The 14628-nt window shown below is 72.4% G+C and carries 13 protein-coding genes and 1 pseudogene; 9 read left to right on the top strand and 5 right to left on the bottom strand.

Features of this window, described 5'->3' with window-relative positions:
- Positions 1 to 77: 77 nt before the first annotated feature.
- Positions 78 to 3383, bottom strand: a complete 3306-nt coding sequence (gene ileS, locus ACYVK7_RS21945; RefSeq protein ID WP_460889846.1) for an isoleucine--tRNA ligase — start codon at positions 3381 to 3383, stop codon at positions 78 to 80.
- Positions 3384 to 3711: 328 nt separating this feature from the next.
- Between ileS and ACYVK7_RS21940 the strand changes: the two genes are divergently transcribed.
- From ACYVK7_RS21940 to ACYVK7_RS21915, 6 genes and pseudogenes are all read left to right on the top strand, one after another.
- Complete coding sequence (locus tag ACYVK7_RS21940) at positions 3712 to 4314, top strand: SigE family RNA polymerase sigma factor (protein ID WP_460889845.1); 603 nt, start codon at positions 3712 to 3714, stop codon at positions 4312 to 4314.
- Positions 4311 to 5087: a hypothetical protein gene (locus ACYVK7_RS21935; RefSeq protein ID WP_460889844.1), complete on the top strand. Its 777-nt coding sequence runs from the start codon at positions 4311 to 4313 to the stop codon at positions 5085 to 5087. The genes ACYVK7_RS21940 and ACYVK7_RS21935 overlap by 4 nt, the downstream gene beginning before the upstream one ends.
- A 140-nt stretch (positions 5088 to 5227) precedes the next feature.
- Positions 5228 to 5377 (top strand): annotated as a pseudogene (locus tag ACYVK7_RS21930) (type IV toxin-antitoxin system AbiEi family antitoxin domain-containing protein); the annotation flags it as partial.
- Between the two features lie 51 nt (positions 5378 to 5428).
- Positions 5429 to 6202 (top strand): type IV toxin-antitoxin system AbiEi family antitoxin domain-containing protein, encoded by a 774-nt coding sequence (locus tag ACYVK7_RS21925; protein WP_460889859.1) that lies wholly within the window; start codon positions 5429 to 5431, stop codon positions 6200 to 6202.
- A gap of 190 nt (positions 6203 to 6392) precedes the next feature.
- The gene (locus ACYVK7_RS21920) at positions 6393 to 7040 is read left to right on the top strand and encodes an FMN-dependent NADH-azoreductase (RefSeq protein ID WP_460889843.1); all 648 of its coding nucleotides are present in this window, start codon (positions 6393 to 6395) and stop codon (positions 7038 to 7040) included.
- Positions 7041 to 7174: 134 nt separating this feature from the next.
- Complete coding sequence (locus tag ACYVK7_RS21915) at positions 7175 to 7627, top strand: MarR family winged helix-turn-helix transcriptional regulator (RefSeq protein WP_460889842.1); 453 nt, start codon at positions 7175 to 7177, stop codon at positions 7625 to 7627.
- A 49-nt stretch (positions 7628 to 7676) separates the two neighbouring features.
- Here ACYVK7_RS21915 and ACYVK7_RS21910 read toward each other — a convergent pair whose 3' ends face one another.
- Positions 7677 to 8348, bottom strand: coding sequence for a winged helix-turn-helix transcriptional regulator (locus tag ACYVK7_RS21910; protein ID WP_460889841.1), 672 nt, complete (start codon positions 8346 to 8348; stop codon positions 7677 to 7679).
- A gap of 161 nt (positions 8349 to 8509) precedes the next feature.
- Between ACYVK7_RS21910 and ACYVK7_RS21905 the strand changes: the two genes are divergently transcribed.
- Positions 8510 to 9343, top strand: coding sequence for a class I SAM-dependent methyltransferase (locus tag ACYVK7_RS21905; protein WP_460889840.1), 834 nt, complete (start codon positions 8510 to 8512; stop codon positions 9341 to 9343).
- A 3-nt stretch (positions 9344 to 9346) separates the two neighbouring features.
- On the opposite strand, the gene ACYVK7_RS21900 is transcribed toward ACYVK7_RS21905, so the two are convergent.
- The 3 genes from ACYVK7_RS21900 to ACYVK7_RS21890 all read right to left on the bottom strand — a co-directional run bounded on the left by ACYVK7_RS21900 (position 9347) and on the right by ACYVK7_RS21890 (position 12271).
- Complete coding sequence (locus ACYVK7_RS21900) at positions 9347 to 10918, bottom strand: molybdopterin-dependent oxidoreductase (protein ID WP_460889839.1); 1572 nt, start codon at positions 10916 to 10918, stop codon at positions 9347 to 9349.
- A 273-nt stretch (positions 10919 to 11191) separates the two neighbouring features.
- Complete coding sequence (locus ACYVK7_RS21895) at positions 11192 to 11995, bottom strand: SDR family oxidoreductase (RefSeq protein ID WP_460889838.1); 804 nt, start codon at positions 11993 to 11995, stop codon at positions 11192 to 11194.
- A 24-nt stretch (positions 11996 to 12019) separates the two neighbouring features.
- Positions 12020 to 12271: a DUF6480 family protein gene (locus ACYVK7_RS21890; protein ID WP_460889837.1), complete on the bottom strand. Its 252-nt coding sequence runs from the start codon at positions 12269 to 12271 to the stop codon at positions 12020 to 12022.
- Between the two features lie 288 nt (positions 12272 to 12559).
- Between ACYVK7_RS21890 and ACYVK7_RS21885 the strand changes: the two genes are divergently transcribed.
- Positions 12560 to 13573 carry a putative F420-0 ABC transporter substrate-binding protein gene (locus ACYVK7_RS21885; RefSeq protein ID WP_460889836.1) on the top strand — a complete coding sequence of 338 codons (1014 nt, stop codon included), beginning with the start codon at positions 12560 to 12562 and terminating at the stop codon, positions 13571 to 13573.
- Positions 13570 to 14622 carry a putative F420-0 ABC transporter permease subunit gene (locus ACYVK7_RS21880; RefSeq protein WP_460889835.1) on the top strand — a complete coding sequence of 351 codons (1053 nt, stop codon included), beginning with the start codon at positions 13570 to 13572 and terminating at the stop codon, positions 14620 to 14622. The genes ACYVK7_RS21885 and ACYVK7_RS21880 overlap by 4 nt, the downstream gene beginning before the upstream one ends.
- Positions 14623 to 14628: the final 6 nt, after the last annotated feature.

Below are 14628 nucleotides of genomic sequence, written 5' to 3'. Positions count from 1 at the left end.
CGGCGTCGAGTGCCGGCTATCTGTTGCCCGAACCGGGACTTCCCAACAGATAGCCAGCACTCGCCGGAGGCGGCGGGTCAGGCCTTCGTTACCTTGACCGCGCGTTCGGCGCCCGATGCGCCCGCGGTCACCGTCAACGACGTCGCCAGTGTCTCGCGCGACACCAGCTCGCGGTGCTCCTCGACGGCGGCGACCCACTCGGCCGGCACGGTCAGGTCGAGCGCGATGCGGTCGGCGACCTGCAGGCCGGCGGCCTTGCGCGCGTCCTGCACGTCGCGCACCACGTCGCGGGCGTAGCCCTCGGCGCGCAGCGCGTCGTCGAGCGCGAGGTCGAGCACCACGAAGCCGCCACCCGACAGCACGGCGGCCGCGACCTCTGCCGACTCCGCCGACTCGCCGCCCACCACGGTCGTCAGCTCGTACTCCGTCTCGAGCAGCTCGACGTCGCCGTCGGCCGTCGCGACCACTACCGCGCCGGAGTCGGAGACCGACCAGGCGCCCGACTTCGCCGCCTTGATCACGGCCTGCACCCCGCGTCCGAGGCGCGGGCCCGCGGCCCTGGCGTTGACCGCGAGCCGCTCCATGATGCCGAACTCGGCGGCCACCTCGGGCGAGAACGCGACCAGGCGCACCTCCTTGACGTTCAGCTCGGTCTCCAGCAGCCCGGTGAACGGCGCCACGCCGTCCGGGTCGCCCACCGCGACGACGAGCGACCGCAGCGGCTGCCGCACGCGCAGCTTGTTCGCCTTGCGCAGCGCCAGCGTCTGGGACACCACGGCGCGGGCGGACTCGACTGCGGCCACGAGGGCGTCGTCGGCCAGGAGCACCGCGTCCTCGCGCGAGCCGGCCGCGAGCGCCGGCCAGTCCGCGAGGTGCACGGAGCGCTCGCCGGTCAGGCCCCGCCAGACCTCCTCCGTGAGCAGCGGCGCGAGCGGCGCCATGACCCGGCACAGCACCTCGAGCGCGGTCGACAGGGTGTCGAAGGCGTCGGCGTCCTCCGCCCAGAACCGGTCCCGTTGCGTGCGCACGTACCAGTTGGTCAGGGCGTCGAGGTAGTGGCGCACGGTGTCGCAGGCGCCCGCGATGTCGTAGGTGTCGAGCTGCTCGGTCACGTCGGCGACCAGCCCGCGCGTGCGCGCCAGCAGGTACCGGTCCATGACGGGCAGTCCGGCGACCCGCTCGGCGGTCAGCGGCTGCGCCGCGTAGCCCCCACCGTCCCCGGCGGCGTTGGCGTACAGCGTGAAGAAGTAGTACGTGCTCCACAGCGGCAGCAGCACCTGGCGCACCGCGTCACGGATGCCCTCCTCGGTGACCACCAGGTTGCCTCCGCGCAGGATCGGCGAGGCCATCAGGAACCAGCGCATCGCGTCGGAGCCGTCGCGGTCGAAGACCTCGTTGACGTCCGGGTAGTTCTTGAGCGACTTGCTCATCTTGCGGCCGTCCGAGCCGAGCACGATGCCGTGCGACACCGCCGCCTTGAAGGCCGGCCGGTCGAACAGCGCCGTGGAGAGCACGTGCATCATGTAGAACCAGCCGCGCGTCTGACCGATGTACTCCACGATGAAGTCACCGGGGAAGTGGTGCTCGAACCAGTCCGAGTTCTCGAACGGGTAGTGCACCTGGCCGTAGGGCATCGAGCCGGAGTCGAACCAGACGTCCAGCACGTCCTCGACGCGGCGCATCGTGGACTGCCCGGTCGGGTCGTCCGGGTTGGGGCGCGTGAGGTCGTCGACGAACGGGCGGTGCAGGTTCGGCTTGCCGTCCTTGTCGAGCGGCAGCCGGCCGAAGTCTCGCTCCAGCTCCGCGAACGACCCGTACACGTCGACGCGTGGGTACTCGGGGTTGTCGCTCTTCCACACCGGCACCGGCGAGCCCCAGAACCGGTTCCGCGTGATCGACCAGTCACGCGCGTTCTCCAGCCACTTGCCGAACTGGCCGTCCTTGGTGTGCTCGGGCACCCAGGTGATCTCCTGGTTCAGCTTGCCCATGCGGTCCTTGATCTTGGTGACCTCGACGAACCACGAGGACACCCCCATGTAGATCAGCGGCTGGCGGCAGCGCCAGCAGTGCGGGTAGGAGTGGGCGTACTGCTCGCGGCGCAGCAGCACCGTGCCCGACGACGTGCGCCCCGACTCGTCGTCGGCCGTGCCGCGCGTGCGGGCCTTGAGGTGGTCGATGATCGGCGCGTTCGCGTCGAAGACCTGCAGCCCCGCGTACTCCTCGACGGGGAAGGTGAAACGGCCGTCCGCCCCCACAGGGATGACGGGCTCCACGCCCTCGCGGTCGCTGACCTGCTTGTCCTCCTCACCGAAGGCTCCGGCGTTGTGCACGAGGCCCGTGCCGTCGGTGGTGGTGACGAAGTCGGCCTCGACCACGCGGTGCGCACCCTCGTGTCCCGCGAAGTACGAGAACGGCGGGGCGTAGGCGGCGCCCAGCAGGTCGCTCCCCTTGAGCCGCCCGACGACGTTCGGCGCCTCGGCACCGTCGTCCGTCAGCTCGCGCGCGTACGCGTCCACGCGGGCCTCCGCGAGCACGTACCGCTGCGGGGTGCCGGTGAAGGACGACTCGACGATCGCGTAGTCGACGTCCGGACCCACCATGACGAGCAGGTTGGAGGGCAGGGTCCACGGCGTGGTGGTCCAGATCAGCAGGTGGTCGCCCGTCCGGAGCGTGTCCGCACCCTCCGGGACCTCGGTCACGGCGAACCCGACCGTCACCGCCGGGTCCTGGCGCTGCTGGTACACGTCGTCGTCCATGCGCAGCTCGTGGTTGCTCAGCGGCGTCTGGTCGTTCCAGCAGTAGGGCAGCACGCGGAAGCCCTCGTAGATGAGCCCCTTGTCGAACAGCGACTTGAAGGCCCAGACCACGCTCTCCATGAAGGTGGGGTCGAGCGTCTTGTAGTCACCTTCGAAGTCCACCCAGCGGGCCTGGCGCGTCACGTACGTACGCCACTCGTCGGTGTACTTGAGCACGCTGGAGCGGCACGCCTCGTTGAACTTGTCGATGCCGAGCTCGACGATCTCGTCCTTGGTCTTGATCCCGAGCTGGCTCATGGCCTCCAGCTCTGCGGGCAGGCCGTGCGTGTCCCAGCCGAAGCGGCGCTCGACGCGCTGGCCGCGCATCGTCCGGTAGCGCGGCACCACGTCCTTCGCGTACCCGGTCAGCAGGTGACCGTAGTGCGGAAGGCCGTTCGCGAACGGCGGGCCGTCGTAGAAGACGAACTCGTTGCTGCCGTTCTCGCCGGCCGGACGGGCCTCGACGGACGCGCGGAACGTGTCGTCCTTCTCCCAGTACGCGAGGACGTCGCGCTCGAGATCGGGCAGGCTGGGCGACGCGGGCACGGTGCCCTCGGCGTCGCTGGGACGGTGCAGCGGGTAGGCCATGGTCTCTTCTGGCTCCTGGCGGTTCGGCGTTCGGCAGCAGGTGGACTTCTGTGGTGCTTCTGCTGCGAGGACGCCGCACCAAGGTGCGCCGCGGTACCACCCCGCTTGCCGCACGCCTTCACGCGCGGCCGCTCGTTGACGGCTGTGACGGGCCTACCCGTCCGGTTCTACTGGGGTACCCGCTGCCCGACGGCGACGGAGTGACCTGTTCTTCCGGAGGCTCACCGGTGATGGCCGGGTCGATGCCTGTAGGGCAATCGTAGCGGGCGACGGCAACCGGAAAGATCCGCCGTGCAACCTTCTCCCGCTCCGGGTGCGTCCAGTTGTCATGAACGCAATCAGCCAAGCGACGGACCCGCCGGCGGGCGCGGCGGTCGGCAGACCGGTTCCCGAGCCCGAGTTCTCCGTGGTCCGCACCGGGGTGTCCGCGGAGGAGCAGTTCCGGCTCTTCGCCGTCGAGAGCACGGCAGCCCTGCACCGCATCGCCTACCTGCTGTGCGGCGACGACCACCGGGCGCACGACCTCACGCAGATCGCGCTGGAACGGACCTACCGGCACTGGTCCCGGATCAAGGACGGTCACCCGTTCGCCTACGCCCGGCGGGTGCTGGCCACGGCACGGATCGACGGCTGGCGCCGCACCCGCCGCGAGGTCCTGCGCTCGCCGGAGGACGTCGTGGTGGTGCAGGAGGCGAGCGGTTCCCCCGCCGTCGTCGACGAGACACAGGTCGCCGAGCGGGAACGCCTGGTGCGGGCGCTGCGCCGGCTCGGCCCGAGCCAGCGGCGCGTTGTGGTGCTGCGCCACCTGCTCGACCGGTCCGAGGCCGACGTCGCCGAGGAGCTCGGCGTGAGCATCGGAAACGTGAAGTCCCAGGGCGCACGCGGCCTCGCCCGCCTGCGCGAGCTACTTTCGGAAGGACAGGACGCATGACCACGACCAAGCAGTCCACGACCGGACCCGACGAGAGCTGGGTGGCGCACCTGCGCGAGCTCAGCACCGGCGTCGTGCCACCCACGTCCGCGAACCCGCACGCCATGTCCCGGGTCGCGATCCGGCGGACGCGGAACCGCCGCGCCGCCCTGTCCGCCGGCGGCGGGCTGCTGACGGTGGCCGCCGTCGCCGGGGCCGCGCTCGCCCTCGGCGGTCCGGCGACGCAGGGCATGCTGCTCCCGGGTGGTTCGCCGTCGGCGTCGGACACCGAGAGGCCGGCCGCTGCGGAGGAGCCGCGGAAGGCCACGCCGGGGTCGGTGCCCGACGGCTGGACCGTGCACGAGCTGGAGGGACTCACCTACGCCTTGCCACCCGAGATCGTGAGCAGCGGCCGGGTCCAGGACGAGCCCGGCTCGACGTCCGACATGTGGCGCAGCGGCGAGGACCCGGACGCACCGCCGTTCCTCCGGGTCGCCCATGTCACCCCGGAGTACGAGTTCTACGACTCGGAGGCCGGTGGCCTGACCCAGGAGCCAGGCTCGGAGGCCACGTCGTTCGACCTGCCCGGGTCGAGCCTGGCCTCCGTCGAGGAAGGGACGGCGGACCTGTCCGCCGCCGCGGGCATCAACCCGGAGGCCGAGGCGGCGGTCACGCCCGTCCGGATTCTCGTCCACCGCGCCGACGACCCCGGCAGGTACGTGATCACGATGACCCTGCCGAAGAGCCACCAGACCATGCTCCCCCAGTTCATCGAATCACTGACCCTGAGCTGACCCCTGGCTAATTCGCCCTGGCGTTGACCACAGCGTTTGCTGCCGGCTCATGCCCATTTCCGGCAGCAAACACTGTGGTCAACATCGACACCTGTGGATAGCAACGAACACCAAGCGCTTTCTTTCGGTGTAATGGCGGCATGCCGAGAACACCGCCCGTCCCGGAGGAGCTGCTGAGCCTGGCCCTCCGACAGGGTGGTCTCGTGTCGGCCGCTCAGTGCGGGGCGGCCGGCGTCGGCCCGTCACAGCGACGGAGCCTGGTCGGCCGGGGCTCGTGGCGGCGGACGGCCAGGGGTGTCTACGACACGGGCGCCGTGCCGGCACACCGACACCCTCATGACGTGGATCGGCTGCGGTCCGCCTGGTGCGCCCTTCTCGCTCGCCGACGCGCGATCGCCGTCGGTGCGTGCGCACTGGTCCTGCACGGCGTGCAGGGGTTGCCCCGTCGCCTCACCCCCGAGGTCGCCCTCCCCCGGGGCGCGGCGGGAAGGACGCGGGACGGGATCATCGTGCGGCAGTACCTGACGAGGTCCGAGACTGTCGTGGTACAGGGCCGCGAGGTCGCCGACGTACCGCGCGCTCTGGCCCAGGCCCTGCCCCGGCTGAGCCGCGACGAGGCGGTCGCGTGCCTCGACAGCGCGCTGAACCAAGGGCTGATCCGCACGGAAGAGCTGGCCACCGTCGAGCGACTGTTGCGGCGGCGCCGGGGCTCGGCGAAGGTGCGGGCCTGGCTGCCGTGCACCGACGCACGAGCCGAGTCCCCGCCGGAGAGCCATGCGAGACTGCGGCTCCGCGACGCGGGGATCGGGCCGGACGATCTGCAGCATGAGTTCTTCGACTCGCGCGGGACGTTCCTCGGCCGGGCCGACCTGGCCTGGCGCCTGGGCGACGGCCGCTGGCTGATCGTCGAGATCGACTCCCAGGAGTTCCACGGCACGGAGCGCCAGGTGCGACACGACGCGGCCCGTCAGAACGGGCTGGTCAGCGACGGGCGGAACATCGTCCTCCGCTATTTCTCGCCGGACATCTACAACGGCACCCTGGTCAAGGAGGTGACCACCATCCTGTCGAGAGAACACTGGCTCCCCGCCCCTCCTTCACCCTCCGGGGGTTGACCACAGCACCTGCTGCCGGATCGACGCGGGGAACGGCAGAACGTGCTGTGGTCAACGAAGCCGGGCGGCCGGCAGGTCAGCCGGGCGGGCGGCTGGCAGTGGCGTAGATCACAGGTGGTGTGGGGATGATTTGTGGTTCGGCAATGATTGTGAGAAGGGTCCGATCCACGACCTCCAGGAGGACCCGACCATGGCCACACTGCTGCACATCGACGCGAGCATCCAGGGCGAGAGCTCCGTCAGCAGGCAGCTGACCGCGCGCGCCGCCGATGCCTGGCGCGCCGCGCACCCCGACGGGACGGTGACCTACCGCGACCTCGGCGCCGAGCCCGTGCCCCACTTCGACAGCACGGCCAACATCTGCCGCCAGCTTCCCCCGGAGCAGCACACCCCCGCCCAGGCCGAGGCGTGGGCGCGGATCTCACAGCTCGTCGGCGAGGTCGCCGCCGCCGACACGGTGCTGCTGGGCCTGCCGATCTACAACTACGGCGCCCCGAGCAGCGTCAAGGCCTGGGTTGACCATCTGATGGCGCCGGGCCTCTCCTTCGACCCCGCGTCCGGGAAAGGGCTGCTGGGCGGCCGGGACTTCGTCGTCCTCGTCTCACGGGGCGGCGGTTACGCCGAGGACGCCCCGCGCCACGGCTGGGACCACGCGACCGCCTGGCTCCCCCACGGCGTGGCGATGGTCGGGCTCGAGCCGCGGTTCATCACCGCCGAGCTGACGCTCGCCCACGTCAACCCCGCGATGGCCGGGCTGGTGCCGCAGGCGCAGGAGAGCCGTCGGCAGGCCGAGGCCGCGGTCGACAACCTCTGGGCAGCCGCCCCCGCGCTCGCCTGAGCACCGGGCCTGGGCACCGGGCCTGAGCACCGGGCCTGACCACCGAGCACGTGCTCAGCGCGTAATTCCCCACGTCACGGCCTCGCGCTCCCGTAGTGTTGGAGCGCGGGGTCGTGTCGACGAAGGGAGCTGCCGTGGACGAGCTGCCGGTCCTGGAGCAGCCAGTACGTCGTTCGGGCGCGCTCATCGACTATCTCGCACGCCACCTCCGCCGACGGTCGGAGTCGGCGCTGGCCCCGCTCGGGCTGCGCACCAGGCATCTCGTCGCGCTCACCGTGCTCCGCGAGCGCCGCGACATCACCCAGCGCGACCTGGCCTCCGCCCTCGTGCTGGACGGCACCAACGTCGTCGGCCTGCTCAACGAGCTGGAGAGCAGGGGTCTGGTCGAGCGGCGCCGCTCGGCGGAGGACCGGCGCCGGCATGTCGTCTCCCTGACGGACGACGGCGTGAGCCTGCTCTGCAGGGCGGAGTCCGCGTTGACCGCGGTCGAGGACGAGGTCTTCGAAGCGCTCACGCCGCGACAGCGCGCCGAGCTCCACGAGCTGCTCGCCGCCGCCACGTCGTCCGCGCCGACGTCGCTCTGCTGACCCCGGCGCCGCTCTGCCCGACGCCCGAGGCGAAATCCGGCGGCGGCCGTCACGGTCGCGGGACGACGGCCAGGGTCGACTGCCCCAGCCACCCCGGCAGCTCCCTGCGCGCCTCGGCGGGCCCCTCCAGGGTCACGTCCTGCGCACGCAGCGCACCCTGCCACGACAGGTCGCCACGCCACACCCGCACCAGGGTGCGCAGCGCGGCCGACACCGTCACCGTCGGCTCGAACCCCGGGTCGTAGTCGCAGACGTCGACCTCGCCGTCCCGCACCACGAGCCACCAGCGCGCGACCGGTGGCGGCACGCCGTCGAACCGGAACGCGACCACGGTGCGCTCACGCGGCCAGGCCGACACGGGCACCGTACGCCGCATGTCCCACATGAGCAGGTGCGGGTCGAGGTCCGCCTCACCGAGGCCACCGACCCATCGCGTGCCCCAGGCGCCGAGACCCTCGACGAGCGGGCGTAGCTCCTCGCCCGCCTGCGTGAGCCGGTACCCCACGTGGCCGTCCGTCTCGTGCCGCAGCACCACTCCCGCACGCTCCAGGCTGCGCAGCCGCTTGGCGAGCAGCGCCGGGGACATCTTGGGGTTGCCACGCCGCAGCTCGTTGAACCGGGTGCTGCCCGCCAGCAGCTCGCGGACCACCAGGAGGGTCCATCGCTCGTCGAGCACCTCCATGGCCTTGGCCACGGGGCAGAACTGGCCATATGTCGTCATGGCACCTCCTTGCCGAGCCCCCGCACCTCCAGTCAACGCCCGGACCGGGGCCGGCACCACTACAGACCGTGAACCTCACCCGGTACAGATTCGGCACTGGATCGGCGCACGCCCTCGGCGGACAGTGAAGGTCCCATCGATCCACGACGAGGAGCACTGCCATGGTCGACACGGCCGTCGTCCCGCCCGACGTACTCACCACCATCCGGACCAAGCATCGCGCCCTGTGGGCGCTCGGCGACTACCCGGCGGTCGCCGCCGAGGTGATCCCCACCCTCGGCGCCACCCTGGTCGAGGCCGCGGCAGTGCGGCCAGGCGACCATGTGCTCGACGTCGGGGCGGGCTCCGGCAACGCCGCCATCCCCGCGGCTCTCGCCGGCGCCCACGTCGTCGCCTCCGATCTCACGCCGGAACTCTTCGAGGCCGGGCGAGCCGCCGCAGCGGCCCGCGGTGTCCGGCTCACGTGGGAGGAGGCCGACGCCCACGAGCTTCCCTTCGGCGACGGGGCGTTCGACACGGTGCTGTCGTGTGTCGGGGTCATGTTCGCCCCGTTCCACCGGACCGCCGCGGCCGAGCTGCTCCGTGTCACGCGACCCGGCGGCACGATCGGGCTCATCGCGTGGACGCCCGAAGGGTTCATCGGCCAGATGTTCGCCACCATGAAGCCCTACGCACCCGCACCGCCGCCCGGCGCCGAGCCGCCACCGCTGTGGGGCGACGAGGAGCACGTGCGCGCCCTGCTCGGCAGCGACGTCACCGACGTGCGTGCCGAGGTGCGCTCCCTGCTGGTCGACAGGTTCGCCACCGGCGTGGAGTTCCGCGACTTCTTCAAGGCCACCTACGGCCCCACCATCGCGGTGTACCGCAACCTGGCCGGCGACGCGGAGCGCACCGCCGCCCTCGACGCCGCCCTGCTGGACCTCGCCGCCCGCTACCAGGCCGACGACGGTGCCATGAGCTGGGACTACCTGCTGTTCACGGCCGTACGCACCTGAAGGTCAGCCCACACTGACGCCCACGGTGTGCCAGCCGGTGGCCCCGTCCGGTGCGGGCGGGGCCTCGGCGTCGGTCTGGACCAGACCGTCGGCGTCCGTGGCGCGGACGGCCAGCGTGTGCTCGCCCGCCTCGAGGTCGAGGGACACGTGCCACTGGCGCCACGTGTCCGGACCGACGGTCTCGGCGAGCTCCGCGGGGACCCAGGCGCCGTCGTCGGCCCGGACCTCCACCGCGGCGATACCGGTGTGGGGAGCCCACGCGACACCGGCCACCGTCACCGCGCCTGCCGCCACCGGCCCGCGCGGCACCTCGATGCGCGACTGCACCTTGACGGGGCCCAGCGCAGACCAGCCGCGCGGCGTCCAGTAGCCCTGGTCGGCGTCGAAGGTGGTCACCTTGAGCGAGGTGACCCATTTGGTGGCCGAGACGTACCCGTACAGCCCGGGCACCACGAGGCGTGCGGGGAATCCGTGGTCGACGGGCAGCGGTTCGCCGTTCATGCCGACCGCGAGCAGGCTGGTCCGGTCCGGGTCCTGCAGCACGTCCAGCGGCGTCCCCGCGGTGAAGCCGTCGTCGCTGCGGGAGAGCACCATGTCGGCCCCGGCCTGCGGCCGGGCGCGCTCCAGCAGCGCCCTGATGGGGTAACCGAGCCACAGGGCGTTGCCGATGAGGTCGCCGCCCACCGGGTTGCTCACGCAGGAGAGGGTCACGTGGTGCTCCTCGAGCGGTAGCGCGAGCAGCTCCTCCCAGGTGATCGTGAACGGCTCCTCGACCATGCCGTGCACCTCGAGGGACCACTGGGCCGGGTCGAGCTGCGGCACCCGCAGGGCCGTGTCGATGCGGTAGAACTCCGGGTTCGGGGTGATGTACGGGACCAGGCCGTCGAGCTCCAGGTCGGCCCCGGCGGGCACTGCCGGGGCGGCCCTGCGCGCGGCGGGAAGCCGGATCTTCTCGCGCACGACGCTCACGGCCGCGGCACCCGCCGACACGACGCGGGAGCCGGCCAGGGCCAGCACGGTCACGCCCGCCGCGATCCCGCTGACGACCAGGAACCCGCGCCGGTCGACGGTGCTGCCCGAACCGGAGCGCAGGTCGGCGACCGGTCGCAGCCGCGCGACGGCCTGCCGCAGCAGCACCATGGCACCGCCGATCCCCACGATGCTGGGCAGCGCCCACAGCGGGGTCGCGTCGGGGCGCAGCATCGCGACGATGGCCCCGACCACGCCGACGGCGGCGATCAGCAGGGCCCCCGACGGCGGGCGACGCAGCTCCAGCCGGCCCGCGAGCGCCGCGCCGAGAGCCAGCACCACGCCCATCGTCGCGAGCAGCACCGCCTTGTCGTTGGTGCCGAAGGTCTCGACGGCGAAGTCCTTGAGCCACGGGGGCACGGCGTCGATCACGGCGGCGCCGCCGGCGAACAGGGTGCTCGCGCCGGGGGCGACGAGAGCGGCGACGAGCTCCGCGACAGCGAGCCCGGCGGCGCCCGCGAGGACACCGGCCAGGGCGGCCCACCAGGTGTCGCGCGCGGAGCTGTCCGCACGCTGGGTCGCGGGGCTCTCGGTTGCCTGGGTCATACGCCCAGCCTGGCATGCGGGGGCGGGTTCGACGGCGTCCGGGAGCTGACCGTCATGAGCCTGTAAGGACAGGTGGGCGGCTGGGCTCTGGAGTGCTCTGGGGTGAGTTCGGTCGGTTGCTCACGCCCGGCTGTGAGTTCGGTCGGTTGGTGTGAGATCGGTCGGTTAACTGACCGATCTCATACCAACCGACCGAAGTCATGTCCGGAGCCCACCAACCGACCGAAGTCACGGCCCTCAGCTCACCAGCAGCCCAGCCCCGGCCGCACCCGCTCACACCCCCGTGCCGCGCACGATCTTCGAGTTGTGCGCCTGCGCCCGCGGCCGGACCGTCACGAGGTCGATGTTGACGTGGTCCGGCCGGGACAGGGTCCAGGCGATCGTGTCGGCGATGTCGTCGGCCGTCAGCGGTGTGTAGCCCTCGTAGACGGCGGCGGCCTTCTCGGCGTCGCCGCCGAACCGGACCAGCGAGAACTCCTCGGTGGCGACGGCGCCGGGGGCGACCTCGATGACGCGCACGGGTTCGCCGGCGATCTCCCAGCGCAGCGTCTGGGACAGCATGTGCTCCGCGTGCTTGGCGCCGGTGTATCCGGCGCCACCCTCGTAGGCGCCCTGCGCGGCGGTCGAGGTCACGTTCACGACGTCGGCGACGCCCTTGGCCGCACCGGCCTCGCGCAGCAGCGGCAGTACCGCCTTGACGACGCGCAGCGTGCCGAGCACGTTGATCTCGTACATGCGGCGCCAGCCGTCGACGTCGGCGTCCTCGACGCGGTCCAGGCCGAACGCTCCGCCGGCGTTGTTCACCACGGCGTCGAGCCCGCCGGTGTCGGTGAGGTGGGTCGCGAGGGTGGTCACGGCGACGTCGTCGGTCAGGTCGATGACGTACACCTCGCAGCCCGTCTCGGCGGCGAGCGCGTCCAGGCGGTCGGCGCGGCGGGCGGCGGCCACGACGTCCCAGCCGTCGGCACGCAGCCGGCGTACGGTCGCGGCTCCGATGCCCGACGACGCCCCGGTCACCAGGGCGCGGCGGTTCGGCGTGGTCTCGGCGTCGGTGCGGGGGGCGGTGCTGTCGCTCATGGCCGCACTGTAGTGCTTCGCCCCTCAGCGGAGCAGGCCGGCGACGTACCCGCCGAAGAGGGCGACGACGAGCCCGACGACCACGAGGATCGCGACGATCCACACCCACGGCGCCCAGCGCGGCGGGCCGTGCTCCTCGTGGCCCTGCGGTGCGCTCACCTGGTCGGACGCCGGCGGCGTCTCGCCCGGCTGTACGTTGCCGCTCGGTGGCATCGTGCGGCCGTCGGGTTCCGGGTCGGGGTTGTGCGCTGCCGGGTGCTGCGGGTCGTTCGTCATGGCGGACCTCCCGTGCCGTCGCGGGTCGTCTCCACCGTAGACAGGCCCGATCCCAGTCGCGCGCCGGCCCGCGCGGCAGGCCGCTTCGCGCGCGACGCCGAGAGCGAAATCCACCGGGATCGCCCCTGGTGGCCGGTGTATCGTGACGACCGGGTCGCGGGCCTGTCCTGGCTCGCCGATGTGGCTCTCGCTGTGAGCCGCCTCCCACCGGACGCGAGATGGCGCGTCGTTGCTCACCCCGTGGCCGTTCGTGGCCGTGGGCTGTTCGCCGACCCTTGGAGCCATCGCGTGTACCCCCACCGCGTCCGTCCTGCTCGCGCGTTCGCGCTGCCTGCCCTGGCCGCCGTCGCGGCCCTCGCCCTCGCCGCCTGCTCGGCCACCGCCTCCGGCGGGTCCGACGGCGCTGGTGCGACACCGGCGTCCGGCAGCTTTCCCCTCACCCTGGACAACTGCGGGTTCGAGACCACGGTGGAGGCTCCGCCGGAGCGCGTGGTGACCATCAAGTCGTCGACCACGGAGATGCTGCTGGCGCTCGGCCTGGGCGACCGGATCGTCGGTTCGGCGTTCCTCGACGGCCCCGTACCCGACTCGCTGGAGACCGTGCCGGCCGTCGAGGAGCCGTTCGCCTCCGAGGCGCCCGGCTCCGAGGCCACGCTCGCCCTGGAGCCCGACCTCGTCTACGCGGGCTGGGAGTCCAACCTGACGGCGGAGACGGCCGGCGACCGGGCGACCCTCGCCGGCCTCGGCGTCGCCACGTACGTCTCCCCGGCGGCCTGCAAGGCGGACGGGTACATGCCGGACCCGCTCACCTTCGACACCGTGTTCGCGGAGATCAAGGAGGTGGGCGCCCTGTTCGACGCCGAGGACGCCGCCGCGCGGCTGGTGGACGAGCAGCGGGCGGCGCTCGACGCCGTGGAGCCCGACGACCGTGGCCTGACGGCCCTCTGGTGGTCGTCCGGCGACGACACCCCGTACGTGGGCGCAGGCATCGGCGCCCCGCAGATGATCATGACGGCGGCCGGCCTGTCCAACGTCTCGGCCGACGTCCACGACACCTGGACGTCGCTCGGCTGGGAGAACGTGGTCGAGGCGGACCCGGACGTCCTCGTGCTGGTCGACGCCGCGTGGAACCCCGCGGACACGAAGATCGAGACGCTGGGGTCGAACCCGGCCACCCGCGAGATGACGGCGGTCAAGGAGGAGCGCTACGTGGTCGTGCCGTTCCCCGCCACCGAGGCGGGCGTGCGCAACGTCGACGCCGTGGCCTCGGTGGTGGACCAGCTGGCCGACCTGGACCTGTGAGCCGGACGTCGCGCGGGGTCGTCCGCGGGCCGGGCGGGTCACGGGCCTGGCTCGCCCTGCCCACGGCCGCCCTGGTGCTGCTGCTCAGCATCGGTGTGGCGGTGACCATCGGGCCGGCGGACCTCGCCCTGCCAGAGGTCGGCCGGTCCGTCGCGACGCACCTCGGGCTCGGCGGGCTCTTCGGGCTGGAGCCGCTGCCGGCCCTGCGCGACGGCATGGTCTGGCAGCTCCGGATGCCGCGCATCCTCACGGCCGCCGCCGTCGGCGCGGGGCTGGCGCTGTGCGGCGCGGTGATGCAGTCGCTCACGCGCAACCCGCTCGCCGACCCGTACCTGCTGGGCCTGTCGTCGGGTGCGTCGCTCGGCGCGGTGCTCGTGCTGCTCGCGGGCGTCCCGCTCCTGCTCCCGGTCGCGGCGTTCGTCGGGGCCGTCGGCGCGCTCGCGCTCGCGCTCTCCCTGGCGGGGGCGCTCGGCACGATCACGCCCACGCGCACCGTGCTGGCGGGGCTCGCGATCAGCCAGCTCTGCGCCGCCGCCGTGTCGTTCGTGATCTTCTGGTCGGCCAAGGGCGACGCGTTCCGCGAGGTGCTGTCGTGGCTGATGGGCTCGGTCGCGTCGGCGACGTGGACCTCGGTGGCGGTCGCGGGTGGCGCCGTCCTGGTGCTCGGCACGCTGCTGGCGCTGACCGGTTCGGTGCTCGACGCGTTCACGTTCGGGGACACGGCGGCCGCCGCCCTGGGGGTGCCCGTCAACCGGGCGCGCTGGATCCTGCTGATCGGCGTCGCCCTGCTGACCGGGGCGCTCGTGTCGCAGAGCGGGTCCATCGGTTTCGTCGGGCTGATCCTGCCGCACGCCGTGCGGCTGTTCACCGGCGCACGCCACCGGCTGCTGCTGCCGCTGTCGGCGCTGGCCGGGGCGTCCTTCCTGGTCTGGGCCGACACGCTGGCCCGCACCGTGTTCGAGCCGCGCGAGCTCCCGGTAGGCATCGTGACAGCGGCCATCGGCGCCCCGGTCTTCGCATTCCTCCTCTGGAAGGGAACCCACCGTTGAGTGCTG

The organism is Promicromonospora xylanilytica, assembly GCF_054782895.1.
Note: the sequence above shows the minus strand (reverse complement) of the source record. Positions and strands in the feature narration are given on the sequence as shown.